This window comes from Luteimonas suaedae (genome assembly GCF_008312895.1).
GTDB lineage: Bacteria > Pseudomonadota > Gammaproteobacteria > Xanthomonadales > Xanthomonadaceae > Luteimonas > Luteimonas suaedae.
On record NZ_VSSP01000001.1, the window covers coordinates 690514 to 713229 of the forward strand.

At 69.3% G+C, this 22716-nt stretch carries 19 protein-coding genes; 16 read left to right on the forward strand and 3 right to left on the reverse strand.

The window, feature by feature from the left end; genetic code table 11:
- Positions 1 to 45: 45 nt before the first annotated feature.
- The 15 genes from FXO19_RS03005 (at position 46) to FXO19_RS03075 (ending at position 14105) form a co-directional block, all read left to right on the forward strand.
- Positions 46 to 345 (forward strand): hypothetical protein, encoded by a 300-nt coding sequence (locus FXO19_RS03005; protein WP_149193555.1) that lies wholly within the window; start codon positions 46 to 48, stop codon positions 343 to 345.
- Positions 342 to 671, forward strand: coding sequence for a hypothetical protein (locus FXO19_RS03010; protein WP_255516264.1), 330 nt, complete (start codon positions 342 to 344; stop codon positions 669 to 671). Before FXO19_RS03005 ends, FXO19_RS03010 begins: the two co-directional genes overlap by 4 nt.
- 3 nt (positions 672 to 674) lie before the next feature.
- Positions 675 to 1295: an FMN-binding negative transcriptional regulator gene (locus FXO19_RS03015; protein ID WP_149193556.1), complete on the forward strand. Its 621-nt coding sequence runs from the start codon at positions 675 to 677 to the stop codon at positions 1293 to 1295.
- Between the two features lie 23 nt (positions 1296 to 1318).
- Positions 1319 to 2104: an SDR family oxidoreductase gene (locus tag FXO19_RS03020; protein ID WP_149193557.1), complete on the forward strand. Its 786-nt coding sequence runs from the start codon at positions 1319 to 1321 to the stop codon at positions 2102 to 2104.
- Positions 2105 to 2276: 172 nt separating this feature from the next.
- Positions 2277 to 3089: an endonuclease VIII gene (gene nei / locus FXO19_RS03025; protein WP_149193558.1), complete on the forward strand. Its 813-nt coding sequence runs from the start codon at positions 2277 to 2279 to the stop codon at positions 3087 to 3089.
- Between the two features lie 269 nt (positions 3090 to 3358).
- A complete protein-coding gene (locus tag FXO19_RS03030; protein WP_255516265.1) occupies positions 3359 to 4756 on the forward strand; it encodes an aldehyde dehydrogenase in 1398 nt (465 codons plus the stop codon).
- A 13-nt stretch (positions 4757 to 4769) separates the two neighbouring features.
- Positions 4770 to 5435, forward strand: coding sequence for a carbonate dehydratase (gene can, locus FXO19_RS03035; protein ID WP_149193560.1), 666 nt, complete (start codon positions 4770 to 4772; stop codon positions 5433 to 5435).
- Positions 5436 to 5441: 6 nt separating this feature from the next.
- Positions 5442 to 5873, forward strand: a complete 432-nt coding sequence (locus FXO19_RS03040; RefSeq protein ID WP_149193561.1) for a RidA family protein — start codon at positions 5442 to 5444, stop codon at positions 5871 to 5873.
- Positions 5874 to 5892: 19 nt separating this feature from the next.
- Positions 5893 to 6423 carry a 3-hydroxyanthranilate 3,4-dioxygenase gene (locus FXO19_RS03045; protein WP_149193562.1) on the forward strand — a complete coding sequence of 177 codons (531 nt, stop codon included), beginning with the start codon at positions 5893 to 5895 and terminating at the stop codon, positions 6421 to 6423.
- A gap of 220 nt (positions 6424 to 6643) precedes the next feature.
- A complete protein-coding gene (locus FXO19_RS03050) occupies positions 6644 to 7654 on the forward strand; it encodes an amidohydrolase family protein (RefSeq protein WP_149193563.1) in 1011 nt (336 codons plus the stop codon).
- A 155-nt stretch (positions 7655 to 7809) separates the two neighbouring features.
- Positions 7810 to 9081, forward strand: coding sequence for a kynureninase (gene kynU, locus FXO19_RS03055; protein WP_149193564.1), 1272 nt, complete (start codon positions 7810 to 7812; stop codon positions 9079 to 9081).
- A gap of 132 nt (positions 9082 to 9213) precedes the next feature.
- Positions 9214 to 10584: an FAD-dependent oxidoreductase gene (locus FXO19_RS03060; RefSeq protein WP_149193565.1), complete on the forward strand. Its 1371-nt coding sequence runs from the start codon at positions 9214 to 9216 to the stop codon at positions 10582 to 10584.
- Positions 10585 to 10672: 88 nt separating this feature from the next.
- Entirely contained in the window at positions 10673 to 12115 is a 1443-nt protein-coding gene (sbcB, locus tag FXO19_RS03065) for an exodeoxyribonuclease I (RefSeq protein ID WP_149193566.1), read from the forward strand.
- Positions 12116 to 12328: 213 nt separating this feature from the next.
- On the forward strand, positions 12329 to 13015 hold the full coding sequence (locus FXO19_RS03070; RefSeq protein WP_149193567.1) for a DUF2461 domain-containing protein: 687 nt from the start codon (positions 12329 to 12331) through the stop codon (positions 13013 to 13015).
- 559 nt (positions 13016 to 13574) lie between these two features.
- Positions 13575 to 14105, forward strand: coding sequence for a DUF2939 domain-containing protein (locus FXO19_RS03075; protein WP_149193568.1), 531 nt, complete (start codon positions 13575 to 13577; stop codon positions 14103 to 14105).
- A gap of 136 nt (positions 14106 to 14241) precedes the next feature.
- Here the strand turns inward: FXO19_RS03075 and FXO19_RS03080 are convergent, their stop codons facing one another.
- Complete coding sequence (locus tag FXO19_RS03080; protein WP_149193569.1) at positions 14242 to 15147, reverse strand: 5'-nucleotidase; 906 nt, start codon at positions 15145 to 15147, stop codon at positions 14242 to 14244.
- Positions 15148 to 15294: 147 nt separating this feature from the next.
- Between FXO19_RS03080 and FXO19_RS03085 the strand changes: the two genes are divergently transcribed.
- A complete protein-coding gene (locus FXO19_RS03085) occupies positions 15295 to 16431 on the forward strand; it encodes an alpha/beta fold hydrolase (protein WP_149193570.1) in 1137 nt (378 codons plus the stop codon).
- A gap of 223 nt (positions 16432 to 16654) precedes the next feature.
- Here the strand turns inward: FXO19_RS03085 and FXO19_RS03090 are convergent, their stop codons facing one another.
- A complete protein-coding gene (locus FXO19_RS03090; RefSeq protein WP_149193571.1) occupies positions 16655 to 17431 on the reverse strand; it encodes an NAD kinase in 777 nt (258 codons plus the stop codon).
- Positions 17432 to 17667: 236 nt separating this feature from the next.
- The gene (locus FXO19_RS03095; RefSeq protein ID WP_149193572.1) at positions 17668 to 22656 is read right to left on the reverse strand and encodes an NAD-glutamate dehydrogenase; all 4989 of its coding nucleotides are present in this window, start codon (positions 22654 to 22656) and stop codon (positions 17668 to 17670) included.
- Positions 22657 to 22716: the final 60 nt, after the last annotated feature.

The window sequence follows — 22716 nt, forward strand, 5'->3', positions numbered from 1 at the left end:
TTCTCACTCGTTTCTCACTCCTCTCCACTCACTCCTCGCTTTCCCATGACGCTCTTCCTCGCCCTGTGCTTCGTCGGCATCGCCATCGGCGGCGCCTGCGCCTTCGTGATCTTCTGGCCGCTGTCGCTGGTGCACCTGCGCGAGCGCGATCCGCAGCTGCGCGCGCGGCTGGGCGAAGGAGCATTTCTCAAACCCTCCGCCCTGGGCTGGCTGCTCTCCGGCGGCTATCGCGAATCGCACGACCGTCAGTTCACCGGGCTGGCGACGCCGGCGCGGATCGCGCTGATGACGGTGCTGACAGGGCTCGGCATGGCCGCGCTGCTGTGGCTGTGGTCGCTGGCATGAACGGGACCCGCGACCCGGCATCGCCCATGGCCTACGAGGAATGGTGGCTGGCCACGCTCGGCCGCACCGTGATCTGGGCGCGCCTGCGCGTATGCGCCGGCGGCACCGCCGAGGTGTTCGACAGCGACGGCAACACCCTCGCCTACGACACCGAGGACAGCGCCCGCGCCGCCCTGCTCGATGCCGAGTTCGTCGGCTTCGATGGACTCGACGAGGACGACGCACTGGCACGCGGATTCTCGCTGGACGAACTGCCGCCGCCGCACGCGGATTCCGACGAGGCGCTGCGTGCACAGATGGTGCGCAAGCTCGGCGGCCACGCCTGAGGCATGTACACGCCGCGCGCCTTCGCCGAAACCGACCTCACGCGGCTGGACTGGCTGGTTGCCGAGCATCCCTTCGTCACCCTGGTCACCAGCGATGCGCAGGGCGCGCCGTTCGCCTCGCAGCTGCCGGTGCTGTATCGGCGCAACGGCGACGACATCCTGATCGAGGGACATTGGGCCCGGCCCAACCCGCAGGCCGGCCATGGCGCGCACGCGCTGTTGATCGTGCACGGGCCGCATGCGTACGTATCCGCGGGCTGGTATCCGGACAAGGAGCCCGCGGCGCGGGTGCCGACCTGGAACTACGCGACCGCCCATCTTTACGGCAACCTTGAGCGCTACGACGACGGCGATGCGCTGGCCGACTTGGTCCTGCGCCTCAGCGACCACCACGAGGCGCGGACCGGCGGCGACTGGCGCTTCGATCCGAAGGAACCGCGCTTTCGCAGCCAGCTGCGCGGCATCGTCGGTTTCCGCTTCATTCCCGAGCGGGTCGAACTGAAGTTCAAGCTCAGCCAGAATCATCCTGCGGAGAACCGCAACGCCGTCGCGGCGGCGCTCGAGGCGCGCGACGAGCACGGTGCGCAGCAGGTCGCCGCGCTGATGCGCGCCAACGCATCCTGACCCACCCCCTACGGAGCCGGCCCATGGATCTCGACCTCAGCGGCAAGCACGCCCTCGTCTGCGGCGCCTCCGAAGGCATCGGCCGCGCCGCCGCGCACGAGCTCGCCCTGCTCGGCGCCGACGTCACCGTGCTGTCCAGGCGCGCCGAGGCGCTGCAGGCGGTAGCCGCCGCCCTGCCCCGCAAGGATGCCCAGCGCCACGACTGGATCGCGGCGGACGTGTCGCAGACGCAGGCGCTGCGGGAACGGGCCGAGGCGCTCGCCGTCGAACGGCCGGTACAGATCCTGATCAACAACAGCGGCGGTCCGGCCGGCGGCCCGGCGCATGCCGCCGATGCCGAGGCCTACCTCGATGCCTTCCGCCGCCACCTGGTCGCCAACCAGACCCTGGTGCAGGCGCTGCTGCCGGGCATGCGCGCGGCGCGCTGGGGCCGCATCGTCAACGTGATCTCGACCTCGGTGCGCGAACCGATCCCCGGACTCGGCGTGTCCAACACCGTGCGCGGCGCGGTGGCGAGCTGGGCCAAGACCCTGTCGCGCGAACTGGCGGACGAGGGCATCACCGTCAACAACGTGCTGCCCGGCTTCACCGAGACCGGCCGCATCGAGCAGATCGTGCGCGACCGCGCCGGCAAGGAGGGCCGCGACGAGGAAGCCGTGCGCGCGGCGATGCGCACCACTGTGCCCGCCGGGCGCTTCGCCCGCCCCGAGGAAACCGGCGGCGTGATCGCCTTCCTCTGCTCGCCCGCGGCCGCCTACGTCAACGGCGTCAGCCTGGCGGTCGACGGCGGGCGGATGCAGTCGATTTGAAGGGCCGGGAATAGGGAATCGGGAATGGGGAATCGAAAAGGCAACAGCTCGCAGCGAATGTGGCGGAATGACTTGCGCCATCGGGCATTGAAAAGCATTACGAGCACCTGCCAGAGCACTCGCCGTCCCGGCTTTCCATTCCCGATTCCCCATTCCCCATTCCCGGCTCTCCATGCCTGAAGGCCCTGAAATCCGCCGCACCGCCGACCGCCTCGCCGAGGCGGTGGCGGGACGCGCGCTGGCCTCGGCCTGGTTCGTGTTTCCGGCGCTCAAGCGGCACGAGCGCACGCTGCGCGGCCGCACGATCGAGGCGATCAGCGCGCGCGGCAAGGCGCTGCTGGTCCGTTTCGACCATGGCTGGACGCTGTACTCGCACAACCAGCTGTACGGCGTGTGGCGCGTGGTCGCGGCCGGGGAGCGCCCGGACACCGCTCGCTCGCTGCGGGTGGCGCTGGAGACGGCGGAACGCGCGATCCTGCTGTACTCGGCATCCGACGTGGCGATGTGGCGGACCGATGCGCTCACAGAGCATCCGTTCCTGACCCGGCTCGGCCCGGACGTGCTCGACCCGAAGCTCGATGCAGACGCGGTGGAAAGCCGCCTGCAGGACCGGCGCTTCGCCGGCCGCCGGCTGGCGGCGCTGCTGCTCGATCAGCGGTTCCTGGCCGGCATGGGCAATTATTTGCGCTCGGAAGTGCTGTTCGAGGCCGGTATCGATGCCGCGCGCAGGCCGGCCGACCTCGATGTCGGCGAACGGCGACGACTGGCGCGTGCACTGCTGGCGGTGCCGGCGCGCAGCTACCGCGCACGCGGCATCGAAGCGGCCGCGGGCATGCGCGCCGACTACCTGACCGATACGCCCGATGCGTTCCGCTTCCACGTGTTCGACCGTGAAGGGCTTCCGTGCGAGCACTGCGGCACGCCCATCCGCCGCAGTGAGTCCGGCGGGCGGCGGCTGTACTTCTGCCCGCGTTGCCAGCGGTAGGAGCGCGCCATGCGCGCGATGCCGCGGGCGTTTGGCCGCCCGCAAATTCAGGTGACCGGCGCACCTGCCGGCCCGGAATCGCGGCATCCGCCGGATCCTGCGGTGCCCACGGCATCGCGCGCATGGCGCGCTCCTACGAAGGTAGGCGTCCGGTCTGAATCATCGGGCCGAGCCGTGCGCCGTGCCGGCGCGCGGTCGGGCCGAGATCCGGGTCTCGGCCACGGTAAGATGGCGCGATGCGGCAGTTCGGACACTTCATCGATGGTCAGATGCACGGGACCGGCGGCGATCGCTGGCTGCCGGTGCACGATCCCGCGCTCGGCCGGGTCTATGCCGAAGTCGCCGACGGCGACGCCGCCGACGTCGATGCCGCCGTCACTGCCGCCGCCGGAGCGTTCCCCGACTGGGCGGCGCAGCCCAACGACCGGCGTGCGCGCTGGCTGGAACGCCTGGCCGACGCGCTCGAGGCCCGCACCGACGACTTCGCCCATGCCGAGGCGCGCGATGGCGGCAAGCCGTTCGCGCTCGCACGCGATGTCGAGATTCCGCGCGCGGTCGCCAACCTGCGCTTCTTCGCCCACGCCGCCACCCAGTTCTCCAGCGAATCGCACCATGGCCAGGCCGGGCTCAACTACACCCTGCGCACGCCGCTGGGCGTGGTCGGCACGATTTCGCCCTGGAACCTGCCGCTGTACCTGTTCACCTGGAAGATCGCGCCGGCGCTGGCCGCCGGCAACACCGTGGTGGCCAAACCATCCGAAGTCACCCCGGCGACCGCCACGCTGCTGGGCGAATTGGCGGCCGAGATCGGCTTTCCCGCCGGCGCGCTCAACATCGTGCACGGCCGCGGGGCGGAGGTCGGTGAGGCCATCGTCGCCCATCCTGGCATCCGCGCGATCTCGTTCACCGGCAGCACCGCGGTCGGCCGCCGCATCGCCGGCATTGCCGGGCCGCTGCTGAAGAAACTCTCGCTCGAGCTTGGCGGCAAGAATCCGACCCTGGTGTTCGCCGACAGCGACTGGCAGGCGCACCTGGACACGCTGGTCCGCTCGGCGTTCCAGAACTCCGGACAGATCTGCCTGTGCGGCTCGCGGATATTGGTCGAGCGGCGCATCTACAACGCCTTCCGCGAAGCCTTCGTCGAGGCGGCGCTGGCGCTGCGCATCGGCGATCCGATGGATTCGGATGCGCGGCTCGGCCCGCTGGTGTCGCAGGCGCACTTCGACAAGGTGCTGGCGGCGATCGCGCGCGCGCGCGACGAAGGCGCCACCGTGCTGTGCGGCGGCGAGGCGCTGCAGCGGCCCGGATGGTTCGTGGCGCCCACCGTACTCGAGGGCCTCGGACCCGACTGCGCCACCAATCGCGAGGAGATCTTCGGCCCGGTCGCCACCCTGCAGCCGTTCGACGACGACGCCCAGGCATTGGCGCTGGCGAACGCCGGCGACTACGGCCTGGCGGCCTCGCTCTGGACCCGCGATCTCGACCGCGCACACCGCCTCGCCGCCGCGCTGCGCGCCGGCATCGTCTGGATCAACACCTGGCTGATGCGCGACCTGCGCACGCCGTTCGGTGGCATGGGCCAGTCCGGCATGGGCCGCGAAGGCGGCCTGGAAGCGATGCGCTTCTTCACCGAGCCGAAGAACGTCGGCATTCAACTTTCCTCATGACCCACCTGAACCGATGACCGAACTCGACGATCTCCTGCACCGCAACCACGAATGGGCCGAGCGCGTCCGTCGCGAGGATCCCGGCTTCTTCGACCGCCTGTCGCAGCAGCAGGCACCGAAATACCTGTGGATCGGCTGCTCCGACTCGCGGGTGCCGGCCAACCAGATCCTCGGCCTGGATCCGGGCGAGGTCTTCGTGCACCGCAACGTCGCCAACCTGGTGGTGCACACCGACCTCAACGCGCTCAGCGCGATCCAGTTCGCGGTCGACCTGCTGAAGGTCGAGCACATCCTGGTGGTCGGCCACTACGGCTGCAGCGGCGTGCATGCCAGCCTCACCGGCACCCGCGTCGGCATCGCCGACAACTGGCTGCGCCACGTCGGCGATGTCGCCCAGAAGCACGCCGGGCTGCTGGCGAAGGTGCCGACCGAGGAACTGCGGCACGCGCGGCTGTGCGAGCTCAACGTGGTCGAGCAGGTCGTCAATGTCTGCCGCAGCACGGTGGTCCGGGACGCCTGGACGCGTGGCCAGGCCGTCGACGTGCACGGCTGGGTCTACAGCCTCGCCGACGGCCGGGTGCGGCCCCTGGCGATCGACATTTCCGGCCCCGACGAGATCGAAACGGCCTATACCGCCGCCATCGCCGGCATGCCCACCACCACCCCGCGCGACGGATAGGAATCGATGAGCGATATCGTCCGCACCGACACCGCGCCGCCGCCGGTCGGCACCTATCCGCACGCGCGCCGGGTCGGCGGGCTGCTGTTCCTGTCGGGCATCGGCCCGCGCGACCCGGCCACCAACGCGATCCCCGGCAACGAGGTCGACGCCGACGGCCGCCTGCGTGGCTACGACATCGCCGCCCAGACCCGCGCCGTGTTCGCCAACGTCCGCGCGGTGCTCGAGGCCAGCGGCGCGCGCTGGCAGGACCTGGTGGACGTGACCGTCTACCTCACCGACATGGCGCGTGACTTCGCCGCCTACAACGCGGTCTGGGCCGAGTACTTTCCCGATGCCGGCACCGCGCCCTGCCGCACCACGCTCGGCATCGACGCCCTGCCCACGCCGATCGCGATAGAGTTGAAATGCGTCGCGGCGCTGCCCGGCCGCTCCTGACGCCCGAAGGAGAGTGCGCATGCTGCCCGAACCGCTGAACTTCCAGGCCTGGATCGAAGAGAACCGCCATCTGCTGAAGCCGCCGGTCGGCAACAAATGCATCTACGACGGCGACTTCATCGTGATGGTGGTCGGCGGCCCCAACCAGCGCACCGATTACCACTGGGACGAGGGCCCGGAATGGTTCTACCAGCTCGAGGGCGAGATGACCCTGCGCGTGCAGGACGAAGGCCGCCCGCGCGACATCCCGATCCGTGCCGGCGAGACCTTCCTGCTGCCGCCGCGGATCCCGCATTCGCCGCAGCGCGGCCCGGACTCGATCGGGCTGGTGATCGAGCGCAAGCGCCTGCCGCACGAGAAGGACGGGCTGCTGTGGTACTGCGAGCGCTGCAACCACAAGCTGTACGAGGAATATTTCCAGCTCGGGGACATCGAAAAGGACTTCCCGCCGGTGTTCGAGCGCTTCTACGCGTCGAAAGAACGCCGGACCTGCGACAGCTGCGGGCACCTGAATCCGGCGCCGGGGAAGTACGAAGAGCGAGCGCGATAATCCGCCCGATCTGTTAGGAGCGCACCGCGCCAGACAGCCATTTCTGTTGCTAGGAGATTCGGTCCGTCGCCATGGGCGGTGCGAACAGGCAGCCAGGGCACCATGCTGGAACAGGTCCTTACAATAGCCTGAGGCGCGGGCGATTCATTGGCACCAGCCGTGGCGACTGCCCATTCCTCACCGCAACGGAACTGGCTGCCTGGCGCGGTAGAATGCCGTCGTGCTGAAGATCGACATCCACGCCCATTACCTGCCGCGCAGCTGGCCCGACCTGGCCGCCAAGTACGACGACGCGCGCTTTCCGGTCATCCACCACACCGCCGACGGCCGCCATCGCATCTACAAGGACGGACGCTTCTTCCGCGAGATCTGGTCCAAGACCTGGGACGCACAGGAGCGGATCGACGATTACGCCCGCTTCGGGGTGCAGGTGCAGGTGATCAGCACCGTGCCGGTGATGTTCAGCTACTGGGCGAAACCGCACCAGGCGCTGGAACTGCACCAGGCGCTCAACGACGACATGGCGGCGACCGTGGCGGCGCATCCGCGGCATTACGCCGGCATCGGCACGGTGCCGCTGCAGTCGCCGCGTCTGGCGATCCAGGAACTCGAGCGCTGCATGGACCAGCTGGGCCTGCAGGGCGTGCAGATCGGCTCGCATATCGGCGCATGGAATCTGGACGCGCCGGAACTGTTCCCGTTCTTCGAGGCCGCCGCCGATCTCGGCGCCGCGATCCTGGTGCACCCCTGGGACATGATGGGGACCGACAGCATGCCCAAGTATTGGCTGCCGTGGCTGGTCGGGATGCCGGCCGAGCAGTCACGCGCGGCCTGCTGCCTGGTCTTCGGCGGTGTACTCGAGCGGCTGCCGAAGCTGAAGGTGTGCATGGCGCATGGCGGCGGCAGTTTCCCGTACACCATCGGCCGCATCGAGCACGGCTACAACATGCGCCCGGATCTGGTGGCCACCGACAACCCGAACAATCCGCGCGGCTACCTGCAGCGGCTGTACTTCGACTCCTGGGTCGCCGATCCGCGCGCGCTGCGCTACCTGCTCGACACATGCGGCGTCGAGCGGGTGATGCTCGGCACCGACTATCCGTTCCCGCTCGGCGAGCAGACCCCGGGCGCCGGCATCGCCGAGCTGGATCTGGCGGAGATCGAACAGGCGCGGCTCTATCACGGCACGGCGCTGGAATGGCTGGACCTGCCGATGGCTCGTTTCAGATGATTGGCCACGGATTTGCGCGGAGCAACACGTATAAGGGCCAAGGGTGGCAGACGCGGACCGGTGGAATCCGTGACAACCGGGCAAGCAGCAGCAGGCACACGCGACGGCGCTGTCCGCGTTCATCCGCGCAAATCCGCGGCAAATAGTAGGCAGGCATGACCGATCTCTTTTCCGAAGACTACGCGCGACGGCAGGACGCCGGCGACCCGCTGGCCGGAATGCGGAACGAGTTCCTGATCCCGAAGCACGACGGCGAGGACCAGGCCTACTTCTGCGGCAACTCGTTGGGGCTGCAGCCGAAAGGCGCGCGGGCCCATGTCGAGGAGGTGCTCGACAAGTGGGCGATGGAGGCGGTGGAGGGACACTTCACCGGCCAGGCGCAATGGATGCCCTACCATGAACTGGTGCGCGAGCCGCTGGCCGACGTGGTCGGCGCGCAGCCGGCGGAGGTGGTGGCGATGAACTCGCTCACCGCCAACCTGCACCTGATGCTGGTCAGCTTCTATCGCCCGACCCGCGCGCGGCCGGCGATCCTGATGGAGGCCGGCGCATTTCCCTCCGACCGCTATGCGCTGGAGTCGCAGGTCCGCTTCCACGGTTTCGACCCGGCGACCGACCTGATCGAGCTGCAGGCGGACGAGGCCGACGGTACGATCTCGATGCAGGCGATCGAACGCGCAATTGCCGAGCACGGCCCGCGCCTGGCGCTGGTGCTGTGGCCGGGCGTGCAGTACCGCAGCGGCCAGGCCTTCGACCTGGCGGAAATCGCCCGCCTCGCGCACGCAGCCGGCGCCGTGGTCGGCTTCGACCTGGCCCATGCGGTCGGCAACCTGCCGCTGCGGCTGCACGACAGCGGCGCCGATTTCGCGGTCTGGTGCCACTACAAGTACATGAACGCCGGCCCCGGCGCGGTCGCCGGCTGCTTCGTGCACGCGCGCCACGCGCGCACCGACCGGCCGCGCTTCGCCGGCTGGTGGGGGCACGAGCGCGAAAGCCGTTTCCGCATGGGGCCCGAGTTCGTGCCCACGCCCGGCGCCGACGGCTGGCAGCTGAGCAATCCGCCGATCCTGGGACTGGCGCCGCTGCGCGCCTCGCTGGAACTGTTCACGCGCGCCGGCATGGACGCGTTGCGCACGCGCTCCGAGCGCCTCACCGGGTATCTGGAGGCGCTGATCCGCGAATCGCTGTTCGACACGCTGCAGATCGTCACCCCGGATGCGCCACAGCGGCGCGGCTGTCAGCTGTCGCTACGCGTGGCCGGCGGGCGCGAACGCGGCCGGGCCCTGTTCGAATTCCTGGCGTCGCGCGGCGTGCTCGGCGACTGGCGCGAACCGGACGTGATCCGCATCTCGCCTGCCCCGCTGTACAACACCCACGCCGACGTGTTGCGCTTCGCGCGCGCGGTGGAGGCATGGCGTGGCGGGTAACCGCATTTTCAGCCGCGGATCGACGCGGATGAACGCGGATAAGGTGCAAAGTGGTCCGTGCCTGCTCGATTCATTTTCATCCGCGTTCATCCGCGCTAATCCGTGGCTGGAAGCTTTCGCAATGGAGGCACGATGACGCCGAAGCGCCATCACATCGCCATCGTCGGCGCCGGCCTGGCCGGCGCCCTGCTCGCGATCCTGCTGGCGCGCAAGGGCTGGCGTGTCGACGTGTATGAAAAACGCGGTGATCCGCGGGTGCGAGGCTACGCCGGCGGCCGCTCGATCAACCTGGCCCTGGCCGAGCGCGGCCGTCACGCCCTGCAGCAGGCCGGCGCCGAGGCCGCGGTGATGGCGCACGCGGTGATGATGCGCGGACGCATGGTGCATTTCGCCGACGGCAGCCAGCAGCTGCAGCGCTACGGCCGCGACGACTCCGAGGTGATCTGGTCGGTGCACCGCGGCGATCTCAACATCACCCTGCTCGACCTGGCCGAGCGCGCCGGCGCGGCGGTGCATTTCGACCGCCGGCTCGACAGCGTCGATTTCGACGCCCGCAGCGCCCGCTTCGTCGACGACCGCGACGATTCCGCATGCGAAGTGGCGTTCCGGGCGCTGGTCGGCGCCGACGGTGCCGGCTCGGCGTTGCGCGCGGCAATGCAGCGCGAGACCGACCTGGGCGAGCGCGTCGAGAGCCTGGACCATTCATACAAGGAGTTGGAGATCCCGCCCGCGCCCGACGGCGGCTTCCGCATCGAACCCAACGCCCTGCACATCTGGCCACGCGGCGACTACATGTGCATCGCCCTGCCCAATGACGAGCGTACGTTCACCGTCACCCTGTTCATGCCCAACCACGGCAACCCGGGATTCGATACCGTGCGTACCCCGGCCGAAGCGCACGCGCTGTTCGCCCGCGATTTCACCGACGCACTGCCACTGATTCCGGACCTCGAGGCCGACTGGGCCCGAAACCCCGCCGGCACGCTGGCCACGCTGTACCTGGACCGCTGGCACCTGGACGGCCGTGCGGTGCTGATCGGCGATGCCGCGCATGCGATGGTGCCGTTCCACGGCCAGGGCATGAACTGCGCTTTCGAGGACTGCGTCGCCCTCGCCGACCGGCTGGAGGCGGAGGCTTCGTTGGCGGAGGCCTTCGCCGCGTTCGCGGCCGAGCGGCGGCCGAACGCCGCGGCGATCCAGCACATGGCGGTGGAAAACTACCGCGAGATGCGCGACCGCGTCGACGACGCCGACTATCTGCTGCAGCGGCAGCTGGAACTGGAACTGCAGCAGCGCCACCCCGACCGTTTCGTACCGCACTACGCCATGGTCAGCTTCATGCGCATTCCCTACGCCGTCGCGCTCGAGCGCAGCAATCTCCAGCGCGACATCCTCGCGCGCGCCACGCGCGGCGTTCAAGATTCCGCCGATGTCGATCGGGCCGCGCTCGACGCCGACGTGCGACGCCAGCTTCCGCCGCTGCAGGAGGGCGCGTCTCCGTGAACCGCGCCCCCACGACCCCTCTGCCCGAGCGGGGAACGATGCCGTCGCCACGGCTTGCGAAAATGACTCGCCAATAGCACCACTCCTTATGTCTGCCAGCTTCCTCTTCTACGATCTCGAAACCTTCGGCAGCGATCCGCGCAGAACCCGCATCGCGCAATTCGCGGCGATCCGCACCGACGAGGCGCTGAACGAGATCGACGCCCCGGTCGACTTCATGGTGCGGCCTGCCGACGACCTGCTGCCCACGCCCGCCGCCAGTCTGGTCACCGGCATCGCACCGCAGGACGCGCTGCGCGACGGCGTCGGCGAGGCCGATGCGTTCGCCCGCATCTTCGAGGCGATGTCGCAGCCACGCACCTGCAGCGTGGGCTACAACTCGCTGCGCTTCGACGACGAGTTCGTGCGCCACGGCCTGTTCCGCAACTTCTACGATCCCTACGAGCGCGAGTGGCGCAGCGGCAACTCGCGCTGGGACCTGCTCGACGTGCTGCGGCTGGCGTATGCGCTGCGGCCGCAGGGGATCGTCTGGCCGAAGCGCGACGACGGCGCCTGCTCGTTCCGGCTCGAGCATCTGGCCGCGGCCAACGGCGTGCGCACCGGCGACGCGCACGAGGCGCTGTCGGACGTGCGCGCGCTGATCGGCATGGCGCGCCGCCTGCGCGCGGCGCACCCGCGGCTGTGGGACTACGCCCTGCGCTTGCGCGACAAGCGCCACGCCGCCGGCTTGCTCGACATCGTCGCGATGCAGCCGGTGCTGCACGTCTCGCAGCGCTACCCGGCCACGCGCATGTGCGCCGCGCCGGTGCTGCCGCTGGCCGTGCACCCGCGCATCGACAGCCGCGTGATCGTGTTCGACCTGGACAGCGATCCCGACGCGCTGCTGGCGCTGGAACCGGAGGCGATCGCCGACCGCCTCTATACCCCGACGGCCGACCTGCCGCCCGGCGAGAGCCGCATCCCGCTGAAGGAAGTACATCTCAACCGCTGCCCGGCGCTGGTCGCCTGGCACCACCTCACCCATGCCGACATCGACCGCCTCGGCATCGACTCCGCCGCGGTCTCGGCCCGCGCCGCGCGCCTGCGCGAGGCCGGCCCGGCGCTGGCCGAGAAGGTGCGCCGCGTTTACGCGACGGAGGCCGCGCGGGCGCCATCGGACGCCGATGCCGCGCTCTACGACGGCTTCGTCGCCGACGCCGACCGCCGCCGCTTTCCCGAGGTGCGCGCGACGCCGCCGGAAGCGCTGGGCACGCGCGCGTTCGGCTTCCAGGACCCGCGCCTGCCGGAACTGCTGTTCCGCTACCGCGCCCGCAACTGGCCGCACACGCTGGACGCCGCCGAGCGGCAGCGCTGGGACGACTACCGTCGCCTACGTCTGGCCGAGGGCAGCGAACTGTCGGAACTGTCGCTGCCCGGCTTCTTCGCCGAGCTCGCCGCGCTCCGGCTCGCCCATGCCGACGACGGCGCCAAGCTCGCGTTGCTCGACCGGCTGGAGGCCTGGGGCCGCGAGCGCGAGGCGGAACTGGGCTGAGGCCATTGCGCCTGCTTTCCCTTTGAGCGCCGACGCGGTCGCCAACGGCCTTGCAGGCGGGTTTCGACCAAGCGAGTATCGGGGAGCGACTCGAAACCCACCCGCAAGGCCGCCCCACGCAAATTCCGCGACTCCGATGCAAACCGATCTTTCGGAGCCGGGAGCCGGCCATATGAACCCAAGCTTCGTCCCCGCCGCCACCGCACCCCACGCATGACGACCTACTTCAGCGATCGCTCCTTCCGCTTCCTGCGCGCCCTCGCCCGCCACAACGAACGCGCCTGGTTCCACGCCCACAAGGCGGACTACGAAGCGCACGTGCGCGATCCGTTCCGGCGCCTGCTGGCCGACCTGCATCCCGATGTCCTGCCGGTCAGTCCGCACTACCGCGCCGACCCGAAGCCGGTCGGCGGCTCGCTGTTCCGGATCCACCGCGACACCCGCTTCGCCAACGACAAGTCGCCGTACAAGACCTGGCAGGGCGCGCGCCTGTTCCACGAGCGCAGCCGCGAGACCGCGGCGCCGTCCTGGTATCTGCACCTCGAACCAGGTGACTGCTTCGTCGCCGCCGGCATCTGGCATCCGGAGTCGCCAGTGCTGCGCCGCATCCGCCAGTTCGTGGTCGACAATCCCGCCGGCTGGAAGACCGCCGCGCACGCACCGGCCTTCCGCCGCCGCTACCGGCTCGGCAGCCAGGAGATGCTGGTGCGGCCGCCGCGTGGCTTTCCCGCCGACTTCGAGTTCATCGAGGATCTGCGCCGGCGCAACTTCATCGCCCTGCGCAGCATCGACGACGCCACCATGACCGGCCCGCGCCTGCGGCAGGTGCTGGCACGCGACCTGCGCGCCACCGCACCGTTCATGGACTACCTGTGCGCGGCGCTGGACCTGGAGTTCTGAGTCGCGCCAGGTAGATTCTTTCCGCGGCGACGAGGCGAGCCCCCATCGTCACGGGCGGCATCAAGTGAATAGCTAGCCGTGCCCAGGCAGCCGTCGCGTCCAGACAGACCCTCGTTGTCATGATGGACCCGGAAGAGATCTTCGACTTCGGAACGAGCGGCGTCCGGGCCGGGGCATGCTCCCCGGCTCGGTCCGCCATCCATGGCGGACTCGCCGCCGCAGGCCATCCATGGCCTGCTTTCCGCATACCCCGGCCCGGACGCCGCACCGGCAATTCGTTTTCGGATGCTCGGAAGCCTCCCACCGAAGCTGGCGAGGGCTGGAGCGGGAGACGTGCCGCGGGGGTTACGGAGAGCTGCACATGGATGTGCAGCGGCCCTGAGTACGGCCATGAATGGCCGGACCGAAGGGCGGAGCAATCCCCGCGGCGCGGCTCACGCCCCGCGCGGACAGCAGAAGGCGCTCTTCCAGTGTTTTCAACCGAACATCGCGAACCGGCTTTGCAGCGATTCAGCAACGCGCGGCACACTGGACGAACCCGGCCCGAAAGGAACGACGCATGAAGAAGTGGATCTGGCTCGCCGCGGCGCTGCTGCTGGCGCTCGGCGCCTACGTTGCCGCGGGTCCGTACCTGACCATCCGCGCCATCCAGCAGGCGGTACAGGAGGACGACACCCGGGCGCTCGCGCGGCAGGTCGATTTTCCGGCGCTGCGCAGCAGCCTCAAGCTGCAGCTCGACGATTACCTGGTGCGCAGCGCCGGCGCCGACGCACAGAGCAGCGCCCTCGGCCAGATCGGCCTCCGGATCGCCAGCGGCGTGGCCGGCGGCGCGGTCGATGCCATGGTGACCCCGGTGGGGCTGGCGGCGATGATGGAGGGCCGCCGTGTCTGGCGGCGTGTCGACGTCCGTGCGCTGCCACAATCCGCCGGCGAACCGGCGTCGAAGCCGCTGCAAGGCGCCGAACACCGCTACGAATCACTGTCTCGCTTCACCGCGACCGTCCATGACGACACCGGCCGCCCGGTGGTGTTCGTGCTCACCCGCGACGGCCTGCGCTGGCGTCTGTCCGACATCCGCCTGCCGTTGTAGGTGGCAGGCGTCTGGTGCCGTAGCCCTGTGGGAGCGACGGGAGTCGCGATGCGATCAGGCGTCGCGCTGTCGCGACCCCCGTCGCTCCCACAGGAAGTCCGTTGGAGGCCTCCCGGCGAGGTCCGGCCAGCGCCGGCTACGGGTTCGACACGCCGTGCGGCACATGGCCGGTGGCCACGTGCAGGCGCGCCGAGTCGATGTTGTGCTGCGAATCGTCGAAGAAGATGTCGGCGCCGAACGCTTCCAGAAACGGGCCCTTGGCGCGGCCGCCGAGGAACAGCGCCTCGTCCAGGCGCACGCCCCACTCGCGCAACGTGCGGATCACCCGCTCGTGCGCCGGGGCCGAGCGCGCGGTGACCAGCGCGGTGCGGATCGGCGAGTGCTCCCCCGGCGGATACGCCGCCTGCAGGTCGTGCAGGGCCGACAGGAACGCGCGGAACGGACCGCCCGACAGCGCCTCGCGCGCACGCTCGCGCTCGTGCCGGTGGAACGCCTCGATCCCGCCTTCCCGCGAGACCCGCTCGCCCTCGTCGCCGAAGATCACCGCGTCGCCGTCGAACGCGATGCGCAACTGGTCGTGGCGATGCTGCGGCGCCTTCGCTGGCAGGATCGTCGCCGCGGCGACGTCGTTGGCCAGTGCCCGCCGCACCGACTCCGGATTGGCCGACAGGAACAATTGCGCACCGAACGGACGGATGTACGGCCAGGTCGGCTCGCCCGAGGTGAAGGTCGCGCGCGAGATCGGCAAGCCGTGATGCTGGATCGAATTGAAGATGCGCAGGCCGGTATCGGCGGAATTGCGCGACAGCAGGATCACCTCGACCCGCGGCGCATCCGGCGCCGCGCCCTCGTTCAGGGCCAGCAGCTTGCGCACCAGCGGAAAGGCAATGCCTGGCTCCAGGATCTCGTCCTCGTACCTGCGCTGGTGTTCGGCATACGCCTCGATGCCGTCGCGCTCGAACAGCGCGTGGCTGTCCTCCAGGTCGAACAGCGCCCGTGAGGAGATCGCGACGATCAGCGGCGGCGGGTTATCTGCGGACATGACACGAGTATGCGCGATGGAGACACAGGCAGGCGAGCGGCATGACGCCCATTGTGAGCCCATGCCCGTGACGATCGACACTGCACCCGCAGACCGCGGATTGCGACACTCGAATCGAACCAGGCCCCGCTCACGACTGGAGTCCCCATGGCCCGCACATTGCGCAACTTCCTCATGACGACGTGCATGGCCGCAGGCATCGCCGCGGCCCCCGCCGCCGTCGCCGGGCCGGAGACCGCAACCGACACCGAATCGCCCTACGCCGAGGCGAAGCGGATCATCGGCGACGTGCAGCGCATCGTCACGCCCAACGGCGTACAGGAAATGTACCGGGTCTCCCTCGGCGGCATCGACCAGTGGATCTCGGTCCGCGGCGCCGATCGCGACAATCCGATCCTGCTGTACCTGCACGGCGGCCCCGCGGCGCCGATGATGCCCGCCGCCTGGACGTTCCAGCGCCCGTGGGAGGACTACTTCACCGTCGTCCAGTGGGACCAACGCGCCGCCGGAAAAACCTACCGGGCGAACGATCCGGACGCTGTCGCGCCGACGATCCTGATCGACCGCTACGTCGCCGATACCATCGAGCTGATCGCCCACCTGCGCGAGACCTACGGCAAACGCAAGATCTTCCTCCTCGGCCACAGCTGGGGCACGATCGTCGGCATGCGCACGCTGGTGGAGAAGCCGGAATGGCTGCATGCCTATGTCGGGCTCGGCCAGATCATCCAGTCCGAGCTGGGCGAACGCATGGGCTACGCGTACGCGCTCGCGCAGGCGACGGAAGACGGCAACCGCGAGGCGATCGCCGAACTCGAAGCGCTGGCGCCCTACCCCGGCGGAGACGTGCGCGGCGGCCGCATCGACCGGCAACGCAAGTGGGTGATCCACTACGGCGGGCACAGCGCCTATCGCGACAACTCCGACTACTATTTCGCATCGCAACGGCTGTCGCCCGACTACAGCGAGGCCGACCGCAAGGCCATCGGCCTGGGGAGCGCGTTGACGCTCGACCGGATCCTGGGACAGTGGAACGACATCGACTTCCGCGAGGTGCGCAAGGTCGAAGCGCCGGTGCTGATGTTCATGGGACGCCACGACTACAGCACCCCCTCGCGGGCAGCGGCGGACTGGCTGGAACGGGTCGAGGCGCCCGCCAAGCAGGCCGTCTGGTTCGAGCACTCGGCGCATTTCGCCCCGCTGGAGGAGCCGGGCCGGACCCTGATGGCGCTCGTCACCCAGGTGCGTCCGCTGGCGGAAGCCGCCGGCGACGGCAAGCCGTAAAAAAACCGGGGGCGAATCTGAGATTTCCCCCATACTTCCTGACGCTTGCCTTCCCCCTTTGAAAAAGGGGGATTGAGGGGGATTTGCTTTGGCCTTGACTTAGCCGGGCGCCCAGCAAATCCCCCCAGCCCCCCTTTTTAGAAGGGGGAAAGCAGCCAAGCCGTTGAATTGATCGCAGGAAACAGGGGGAATCCCAGACTCTGACCCCGGCTTTAGGCGCGCCTCAGACCACGAACTGCTCGCTGAGGATGCGTTCCTCGAGATTGTGCTCGGGGTCGAACAGCAGGGTCACGATCCGGTCTTGCGATTCGCGGATGGTCACCTCGATCACGTCGCGCACCTCGTGCGAGTCGGCGGTGGCGCTGACCGGACGCTTGTAGGGATCGAGCACGCGGAAGCGTACCTCCGTCTGCGCCTTGAGCAGGGCCCCGCGCCAGCGTCGCGGCCGGAATGCGGCGATCGGCGTGAGCGCGATCACGCTGGCACCCAGCGGCATGATCGGGCCGTGCGCGGAGAAATTGTAGGCCGTGCTGCCGGCGGGGGTCGCGACCAGCACGCCGTCGCAGATCAACTCTTCCAGGCGCCGCTTGCCGTTGAGGTCGATGCTCAGATGGGCGGCCTGGCGTGTCTGCCGCAGCAGCGAGACCTCGTTGTAGGCCAGCGAGCCGACACTCGTGCCGGATTCGGTCTGCGCAACCATCTCCAGCGGCCGCAGCACCGCCGGCTCGACCGCCTGCAGCCGCTCCAGCAGCGCGTCCTGGCGATAGTGGTTCATCAGGAAGCCGACGCTGCCGAGCTTCATGCCGTAGACCGGCTTGCCGAGCGCCCCATGCCGGTGCAGCGTCTGCAGCATGAAGCCGTCGCCGCCGAGCGCGCACAGCACGTCGGCCTCCTCCGGTTCGTGCTGTCCGTGCTCGGCGACCAGCGACTCGAGCGCCGCGCGCGCATCGTCCGTGGCGCTGGCGAGAAAGGCGATACGCGGAGGCTGGCCGGAGCTCATGGCCGCAGGATAGCGCACCCCGAACGACGCGATGAAGACCCCCGCCCCGCAGCCGTCTCTCGATCACGGTTCGGGCCATCGGCTGAGAGGCGACCTCGGTCGCGAGCGGAAAGGCTGCCTTGGACACGGATCAACGCGAACAAGGCACGTTGCTGCATCGTTTGATCCGTGTCTTGTCCGCGTTGATCCGTGCCTGAAATGCTTTCTCTCGCCATCGAGAAACGGTCCGACCGGCCTTAACCGCCGGCCGCCAGCTGCGCCAGCCGGCTCACCGCCACCGAGGCGGTCGGGTAGTCGATCGCCTTCTGCGCGAACATCTCGTCGAGCATCGCCAGGGTGAAGCGCAACGCCGGATCGTCGCGGCCGATCCAGCGACGCACCTTCTCGTCGGCATCCTGGCCCGGCATCGACAACGCCTGCCCGGCCAGCAGCGTCTGCTGCGCCGACAGGTCGTCGCGCAGCACGCCGCGCGCGACCGCATGCCAACGCCCCTGCACTTCCAGCGCCTCGATCTGGGCGAACAGCCACGGCAGGTGCAGCGCGTCGCCGACGCGGAAGTGCACCCGCGCCACGTCGACCGGCTTGAGCCGCCGCGCCCGCGCCAGCTCGATGATGTCGAACACTGGGCCCAGGTACGGCAGTTCGGCGAGATCCTCGGCCAGGTCCGCCGACATGCCGCGCTCGCGCCACTGCGCGCGCGCGTCCTCGAAGGCCGGACGCTGCGAGTCGGGCAGGATGCCCTCGGCGCTGCGGATCTCGTTGAAGGCGTCGCTGTAGCGCTCCACCGCGCGGGTGATGCCGGGGATCTCGCCCGGCCGGTTCAGCAGCCAGCGCACGAACGAGCGCTGCAGGTGCCAGATCTCCTGCAGCGCGTCGATCTGTGCCGCCTCCGGCACCTTGCCGTCGAGCGCGTCGATCTCCGTCCACAGCGCCCGCGCGTTGAGCGTCTCGCGGCTGATGGTATAGGCCTTGGCCACCTCGGCTGGGGTGCGCCCGGTGTCCTCCTGCATCCGCATCAGGAACGTCGCGCCCATGCGGTTGATGGTGGTATTGGTGACCGCGGTGGCGATGATCTCGCGCTTCAGGCTGTGCTTTTCCATCGCCGCGGCGTATTTCTTCTGCAGCGGCGCCGGGAAGTACCGCTGCAGTTCCTTGGACAGGTACGGGTCCTCGGGGATGTCGGAATCGAGCATCTGCTGGTAGGCGACCAGTTTCGCGTACGACAGCAGCACCGACAGTTCCGGCCGGGTCAGGCCCTGCCCGCGCGCCTTGCGCGCCGAGATCTCGGCATCCGACGGCAGATACTCGATCTGCCGGTCCAGCAGCCCCTGTGCCTCCAGGGTGCGGATGAAGTGCTGCTTGGAGCCCAGCCGCGACACGCTCATCCGCTCCATCAGGCTCAGCGCCTGGTTCTGGCGGATGTTGTCGAACAGCACCAGGCTCTCGACCTCGCCGGTCATGTCGGCGAGCAGCTTGTTGCGCGCGGCCACCGTCAGCTTCTTCGCCTGCACTTGGGCGTTGAGCAGGATCTTGATGTTGACTTCGTGGTCGGAGGTGTCGACGCCGGCCGAGTTGTCGATGAAGTCGGTGTTGAGCAGCACCCCGTTCATCGCCGCCTCGATGCGCCCGCGCTGGGTCAGGCCGAGATTGCCGCCCTCGCCCACGACCTTGCAGCGCAGTTCGCCGCCGTCCACGCGCAGCGCGTTGTTGGCGCGGTCGCCGACATCGGCATGGCTTTCGCTCGAGGCCTTGACGTAGGTACCGATGCCGCCGTTCCACAGCAGATCCACCGGCGCCTTGAGGATCGCCTTCATCAATTCGGCCGGGCTCATCGAGTCGCCATCGTCCTCGATACCCAGCGCCTCGCGCGCGGCCTTCGACAATGCGATCGACTTGGCGCTGCGCGGCCATATTCCGCCGCCGGCGCTGATCAGCTTGCGGTCGTAATCTTCCCAGCTCGAGCGCGGCAGTGCGAACAGGCGCTTGCGCTCGTCGTAGCTGGAGGCGGTGTCGGGCGCCGGATCGATGAAGATGTGGCGGTGATCGAAGGCCGCCACCAAGCGGATGTGTCGGGACAGCAGCATGCCGTTGCCGAACACGTCGCCGGACATGTCGCCGATGCCGACCGCGGTGAAGTCCTCGCTCTGGCAATCGTGGCCGAGCGCGCGAAAATGCCGCTTCACCGACTCCCAGGCGCCCTTGGCGGTGATGCCCATGCCCTTGTGGTCATAGCCGACAGAACCGCCGGACGCGAACGCGTCGCCGAGCCAAAAGCCGTGCTCGGCGGCGATGTCGTTGGCGATGTCGGAGAAGGTCGCGGTGCCCTTGTCGGCGGCGACGACCAGATATGCGTCGTCGCCGTCGTGCCGGACCACATCCGCCGGCGTCACGATCCTGCCGCCGGTCGTGATGTTATCGGTGACGTCGAGCAGGCCGTTGATGAAGCGCCGGTAGCAGGCGATGCCCTCGGCCAGCACCGCGTCGCGGTCGCCTCCCGCCGGCGGGCGCTTGACGAAGAAGCCGCCCTTGGCGCCGACCGGCACGATCACCGTGTTCTTCACCATCTGCGCCTTGACCAGGCCCAGCACCTCGGTGCGGAAGTCCTCGCGGCGGTCGGACCAGCGCAGGCCACCGCGGGCGACCGGGCCGAAGCGCAGGTGCACGCCTTCCACGTGCGGGCCGTAGACGAAGATCTCGCGGTACGGGCGCGGCTTCGGCAGGTCCGGGACGCGTGCGCTGTCGAACTTGTAGGCCACGTAGTCCTTGTCGTCGCCGTCCTTGCCGCGCTGGTAGAAGCTGGTGCGCAGAGTGGCATCGATCGCGCCGATGAAGCTGCGCAGGATACGGTCCTCGTCGAGGCTGGCGACGCCGTCGAGCAGCGTCTTCAGCGCCTCGCGGGTGGCCTGGTACTGCTGCTCGCGGTCGCCACGGCGCGCCGCGACCACCGGCCGCAGCGTCGCCAGCACCGAAGTCTCGCCACCGGCGAGCGTCTCGAACTGCGCTTCCAGGCGCGCCGCGCCCTGCTCGATCTCCTCGCGGCTCTCGCGGCCGGTCGCCGGGCTGAAGCGGGCCTCGAACAGCTCCACCAGCAACCGCGCCAGCAGCGGATAGCGCGTCAGCGTTTCCTCGACGTAACTCTGCGAGAACGGCGCCGCGGTCTGCAGCAGGTACTTGCAGTAGGCACGCAGCATCGAGACCTGGCGCCAGGTCAGTCCCGCGCCCAGGATCAGGCGGTTGAAGCCGTCGTTCTCGGCACCGCCGCGCCACAGCTGCGCGAACGCGTCCTCGAAGTCGTCACTCACCTCTTCGATGTCCGGCCTGACCGCGGCGACCTCGACCTCGAAGTCCTGGATGTAGAGCGCCTCGCCCTCGACCTCGATCCGGTAGGGATGCTCGGAGATCACCCGCAGGCCCATGTTCTCCATCATCGGCAGCACGTCCGAGAGCGGGATGTCGCGCCGCTGGCGGAACAGCTTGAGGCGTAGCGGCCCCTCGCCCTGGTTCTGGCGCGGTGCGCAGTACAGGCACAGCCGCAGGTCCTCCGGCGTACGCAGCGCAGCCAGGTTGGCGACATCGCCGGCGGCGATCGCCGGCGTCGCCTGCTCGATGTAGTTGGCGGTCAGCGCGCGTCCGTAGCGGTTGGCCAGCATCAGGCCCTCGGCTTCGCCGTGGCGTTCGACCAGTTCGTCGCGCAGGTCGTCCTGCCAGTTGCGCACGATCGACGCCAGCGCCGCATCCAGTTCGCCTTCGTCGATCCCATCGGTCACGCCCGAGCGCGGGCGCACGATCAGGTGCAGCTGCGCCAGCGGCGACTCGCCGAGCTGGACGCTGGTGTCGACGCGGTCGGCCTGCAGGGCCTCCTTGAGCATCCCCTCGATGCGCAACCGCACGTCGGTGTTGAAGCGGTCGCGCGGGATGTAGGCCAGGATCGAGTAGAAACGCCCGTAGCGGTCGCGCCGCAGGAACAGCCGGCTGCGGATGCGCTCCTGCAGGTGCAGGATGCCGGTGCCCAGGCCGTGCAGCTCCTCGGCGCTGGACTGGAACAGCTCGTCGCGCGGCAGCGTCTCCAGGATGTGCTTGAGCGCCTTGCCGCTGTGCCCGGTCTGGCGCAGCCCCGACTGGCTCATCACGTGCTCGAAGCGATTGCGTACCAGCGGGATCTCCCAGGGCCTGCGGTTGTATGCGCTGGACGTGTAGAGGCCGATGAACCGCTGCTCGGCGATCGGCTTGCCGTGGCGGTCGAAGCTGAGCACGCCGATGTAGTCCATGTAGCCGGGGCGATGCACCGACGCGCGCGAATTCGTCTTGGTCAGGATCAGCGGGTCGATCGCGCCGCCCTTCGACGCCGTGGTCGCGGCCAGCGTGCTCAGTGCGCGCGCCTTGCCGGCGTCCTTGCCGCGCAGCAGTCCGAGTCCGGTGTTCTCGACCGCGCACAGCACCTCCTCCCCGCGCTGCTTCCTGACCTTGTACTCGCGGTAGCCGAGGAAGGTGAAGTGGTCGCTCGCCGCCCAACGCAGGAACTCCTGCGCTTCGCGGCGTTCGTCGTCGGACACCGGCAGCTCGCGGGTGGCGAGGTCGGCCGCGACCTGCAGCATCTTCTCGCGCATCGTCGGCCAGTCCTCGACGATCAGGCGCACGTCGCGCAGGACGGCCTTGACCGCATGCTCGACACGCGCGATGCCGTCGGCGGCCTGGCGGTCGATCTCCAGATGCATCAGCGATTCGGCGTCGCCCTCGCCGACCGAGACCAGCCGGCCGGCGCGATCGCGCCGGATCGGGATGATCGGGTGGCCGAGCACGTGCACGCCGATGCCCTGCTCGGCCAGGGCCATCGTCACCGAATCGACCAGGAACGGCATGTCGTCGTTGACGACCTGCAGCACCGTATGCGGCGACTCCCAGCCGTATTCGGCGAGATTGGGGTTGAACAGGCGCACGTTGGCACGGCCCGGCTTGCGGGTCCGGGCGAAATCGAGGAAGTCGTTGGCCAGCGCGGCCCAGCCGTCGGGGCTGTGCAGCGGCAGCTCGTCGGCGGTCATGCGCCGGTAGAAGGCGCCGGCGAACGCGCTGGCGTCGTCCTGGCGGCCCTTGCCGGCGCGATTGCGGATGGCGGCGAAGATCGGTTCGAGCAGCGCGCTGCGCGCCTGCGCGCGAGGCGATGCCGCCTGCCGCTTGTCGGACTTGGCGGACCTGGAACGTGGGGCGGCTTTGCGTGGTGTGCTCATGGCGACGGGTTTCGGATGGAATGAGGCCCGCGCTTGCGCGCGGGCCGGAGGTGGGCGTCA